Annotated in this window: 3 protein-coding genes; all 3 read left to right on the top strand. The window is 50.5% G+C overall.

Features of this window, described 5'->3' with window-relative positions; all coding sequences use genetic code 11:
- Positions 1-376 precede the first annotated feature (376 nt).
- Positions 377-1,834 carry an IMP dehydrogenase gene (guaB, locus tag L692_RS0110650; RefSeq protein ID WP_025699696.1) on the top strand — a complete coding sequence of 486 codons (1,458 nt, stop codon included), beginning with the start codon at positions 377-379 and terminating at the stop codon, positions 1,832-1,834.
- Positions 1,835-1,961: 127 nt separating this feature from the next.
- Complete coding sequence (locus L692_RS0110645) at positions 1,962-3,353, top strand: D-alanyl-D-alanine carboxypeptidase family protein (protein ID WP_025699694.1); 1,392 nt, start codon at positions 1,962-1,964, stop codon at positions 3,351-3,353.
- Positions 3,354-3,461: 108 nt separating this feature from the next.
- A partial coding sequence (gene pdxS / locus L692_RS0110640) for a pyridoxal 5'-phosphate synthase lyase subunit PdxS (RefSeq protein WP_025699692.1) occupies positions 3,462-4,115 on the top strand: 654 nt, incomplete at its 3' end.

The raw sequence follows: 4,115 nt of genomic DNA, 5'->3' as shown, positions 1-4,115 counted from the left end.
GAAACCACTGCTGAGATTTCAGCGGTGGTTTTTTGTATACCCTACACCATCGATGTAAATCCTAACTTTCTGTCGCCGTAACAGAAGGATTTTGTACGCTGTTGATGGACAAATGTCTAGGAATTTGGTAGGGATAACCCCCTTTTTTTCGGGGGACTTCCTGCTCATGTTATGTTCTTGACAGTATATAAACCCTTTGCTAAGATGGCAATAATATATTTTTGGGCATGCCGCTCCAACCTACTTTGAAGATAAGAACCGTTATGCTGCCACCTCAGAACATCTGTCTTCCATGGATGGACTTGAGACGAAGTTTGTTCTTTTTTATAAAGTTTGCGGGCCGTAAGAACAAAGAATACAAGGAGGAATGACTCAGGTGTGGAAAGATAAGTTTGGTAAAGAGGGACTGACTTTTGATGACGTGCTGCTGGTGCCGCGCAAATCGGAAGTGCTGCCCAAGGAAGTGGATCTGACTACTGTGTTAAGCAAGAATGTAAAATTGAATATTCCGCTCATTAGCGCCGGTATGGATACGGTCACTGAGGCGGCGATGGCGATTGCCATGGCGCGTGAAGGCGGCATTGGCATCATTCATAAGAATATGTCGATTGAGCAGCAAGCGGAAGAGGTGGACCGCGTAAAACGCTCTGAGAGCGGCGTTATTACAAACCCTTTTTCACTTACGGCGAAGCATATGGTGTCCGATGCTGAAGGTCTCATGGGCAAATACCGCATTTCCGGCGTTCCGATTGTAGATGACAACAATAAACTGGTAGGGATTATTACGAACCGGGATCTGCGTTTTATCCATGATTTTAATATTCCAATCAGCGAAGTGATGACCAAAGAGGATCTTGTTACCGCTCCTGTCGGCACAACGCTTGAGGAGGCTTCAGTTGTACTGCAGCGTCATAAGATTGAGAAGCTTCCGCTAGTTGACGATAATTACATTTTAAAAGGTCTTATTACCATTAAAGATATCGAAAAAGCGATTCAATTCCCTAACGGTGCGAAGGATGTTCAAGGCCGTCTGCTCGTAGGCGCGGCTATTGGCATTTCCAAAGACACCTTCGAACGAGCTGGGGCGCTGGTTAACGCCGGAGTTGATCTGATTGTCGTCGATTCGGCTCACGGCCATCATATCAATATTATTGATGCTGTGCGTAAGCTGCGCGAGCTGTACCCGGATTTGACGATTATCGCGGGAAATGTAGCGACCGGCGAAGCTACGCGCGATTTGATCGAAGCGGGGGCTTCCGTGGTCAAAGTGGGCATTGGGCCTGGCTCGATCTGTACGACGCGTGTCATTGCAGGCATCGGCGTGCCGCAGATTACCGCCATTTACGACTGCGCTTCTGTTGCGCGTGAATACGGTGTGCCAATTATCGCTGACGGCGGCATCAAGTACTCCGGTGAGATTACAAAGGCCATCGCAGCGGGCGCGCATGCCGTCATGCTGGGAAGCCTGTTTGCTGGCACGGAGGAGAGCCCGGGAGAGTCCGAGATTTATCAGGGTCGGAAGTTCAAGGTATACCGCGGTATGGGCAGCATGAGCGCCATGAAGCAGGGCAGTAAGGACCGTTACTTCCAGGACGACGACAAGAAGCTCGTACCGGAAGGCATCGAAGGCCGTGTAGCTTTCAAGGGGCCGATGTCTGACACAGTGCACCAACTGATCGGAGGTCTGCGCTCCGGCATGGGTTATTGCGGAACGCAGACGCTTGCCGAGCTGCGCGATGACACATCCTTTATCCGGATTACCGGAGCCGGGCTTCGTGAGAGCCATCCTCATGATGTGCAGATTACGAAGGAAGCCCCTAACTATTCGCTATAAGCGATACATCATCTAATAATATGGACGGACAGGACGAATTTCGCCCGGTCCGTCTTTTTTTGGGGATACCCCTGTGTTAGAATAGAACAAGCAATGAGATGATGTTCATAAGGAGAGTTTAAATCCATTGAAGTTCAAGCGTAAATCCAGTGTGAAACAGATAGCAGTGAAGACAGTAACAGCGAGTCTGCTTTTAAATATGCTTGTGTTATCTCCTATTCCGGCAATGGCCCAAAGCGTGCAGACACCGGCCCCAGCAGGGATGAATACTGCTACTGCGGCGCCTGCCGCAACGGGAACGGCTGTAACGATTCCGTCGGTCGAGTCGCTCGGTTTGCATCTGAGATCAGCTGTGTTGATGGAGCCTACCACCGGACAGGTGCTGCTGTCCCTGAATGCGGATATGCCGCTTCCTCCGGCCAGCATGACGAAGATGATGACGGAATATCTGATTGCCGATGCGGTCAAGAATGGCAAGCTGTCCTGGGATCAGCAAGTGACCGTCACCGAAAATGCGGCGAAGCAAATCGGTTCGCGCATTTTTTTGGCCGAAGGTGACCAACATACAATTGAGCAGCTGTACATAGCCATGGCCGTTGGCTCAGCGAATGATGCCACCGTTGCTCTGGCCGAGGTCCTCTCCGGGTCCGAACAGGAATTCGTTAAATTAATGAATGAAACGGCCCAGACGATGGGGATGAAGACCGCGTATTTTATCAATTCCACCGGGCTTAGCCGTCAAGACATGCCCGCCAAATTCCGTCCCCACACGGATAAGGAAACCGTCCTTTCAGCGATGGATGCGGCCATTCTTGCCCAGCATATCGTTACGGATCATCCCGATTTCTCGAAATATACGACCATTCAATCTTACAAGTTCCGCGAACGGGATGCGGCGCCGATGATCAACTACAACTGGATGCTGGAAGCGAATCAAAATATCCCCAACTTCAAAGCTTACGCTTATCCGGGACTCGACGGGTTGAAGACGGGGCATACCTCCAGCGCGGGCAACTGCTTTACAGGGACTGCTGTGCGTGACGGTATGCGGCTGATCAGCGTCGTCATGGGCGCGAACTCGGAGGCTCACCGCTTCACGGAGACGAAGAAGGTGCTTGATTTCGGCTTTAAATATTTTGAAGTCAAGCAGGTCGTGTCCGCAAAAGCGACTGTGGCGGGTAATGAAACCGTTCCGGTTGAGAAGGGCAAGAAGAGCGAAGTGCCGGTGGTAACTGACGCAGGCGCTACCTTTATTGTTCCCAAGGGAATCGCTTCTCCGCAGATCACGACAACCGTCCAGATCAATGATCCGTCGACGCTGGTTGCGCCGATTGCCCAGGGCACGAAGGTGGGCAAAGTAACCTATACGTATAAGGTCAATGGTCTGGAGACTCAGCAAAAAACGGTCAATCTGATCACATCCGAGGAAGCGGAAAAAGCCGGATGGTTTAAACTGCTGTTCAGGGCAATCGGCAGCTTTTTCAGAGATATTTTTTCAGGAATTAAAAATTTATTCTAGCATTTGAGAAATATGCATTTTAATTCCGAGTAAGTGGCTTGTATATTTATCCGCCATGCGGTAAAATAAAAAGTTAGATTAAGATAGATTATCGGGAGGCTTGAAGATATGGAAACAGGAACATCCAGAGTTAAAAGAGGTATGGCAGAAATGCAAAAAGGCGGCGTCATTATGGACGTCATGAACGCGGAGCAGGCGAAAATCGCCGAAGCCGCAGGCGCTGTAGCTGTAATGGCATTGGAGCGTGTGCCTTCTGATATTCGTGCGGCAGGCGGCGTAGCCCGTATGGCCGATCCTACCATCGTGGAAGAAGTTATCAAGGTGGTAAGCATTCCTGTTATGGCCAAGGCTCGTATCGGTCATTATGTAGAAGCCAAGGTGCTGGAATCCCTGGGTGTTGATTACCTGGATGAAAGCGAAGTGCTGACACCGGCGGACGAAGTGTTCCATATTGATAAACGTGAATTCACCGTTCCTTTCGTTTGCGGAGCGAAAGATCTGGGAGAGGCGCTGCGCCGGATCAGCGAAGGCGCGTCCATGATTCGCACCAAGGGCGAGCCAGGAACCGGTAACATCGTAGAAGCGGTTCGTCATATGCGCTATATCAACAGCCAAATCCGCAAGGTTCAAAATTTGTCGAAGGACGAGCTGTATGCCGAAGCCAAAAACCTTGGCGTGTCCTACGACCTGCTGCTTGAAGTTCATGAGCTCGGCAAGCTGCCTGTCGTTAACTTTGCTGCGGGCGGCGTGGCTACTCCCGCC

The organism is Paenibacillus forsythiae T98 (assembly GCF_000520735.1).
Lineage (GTDB): Bacteria > Bacillota > Bacilli > Paenibacillales > Paenibacillaceae > Paenibacillus_AQ > Paenibacillus_AQ forsythiae.
Note: the sequence above shows the minus strand (reverse complement) of the source record. Positions and strands in the feature narration are given on the sequence as shown.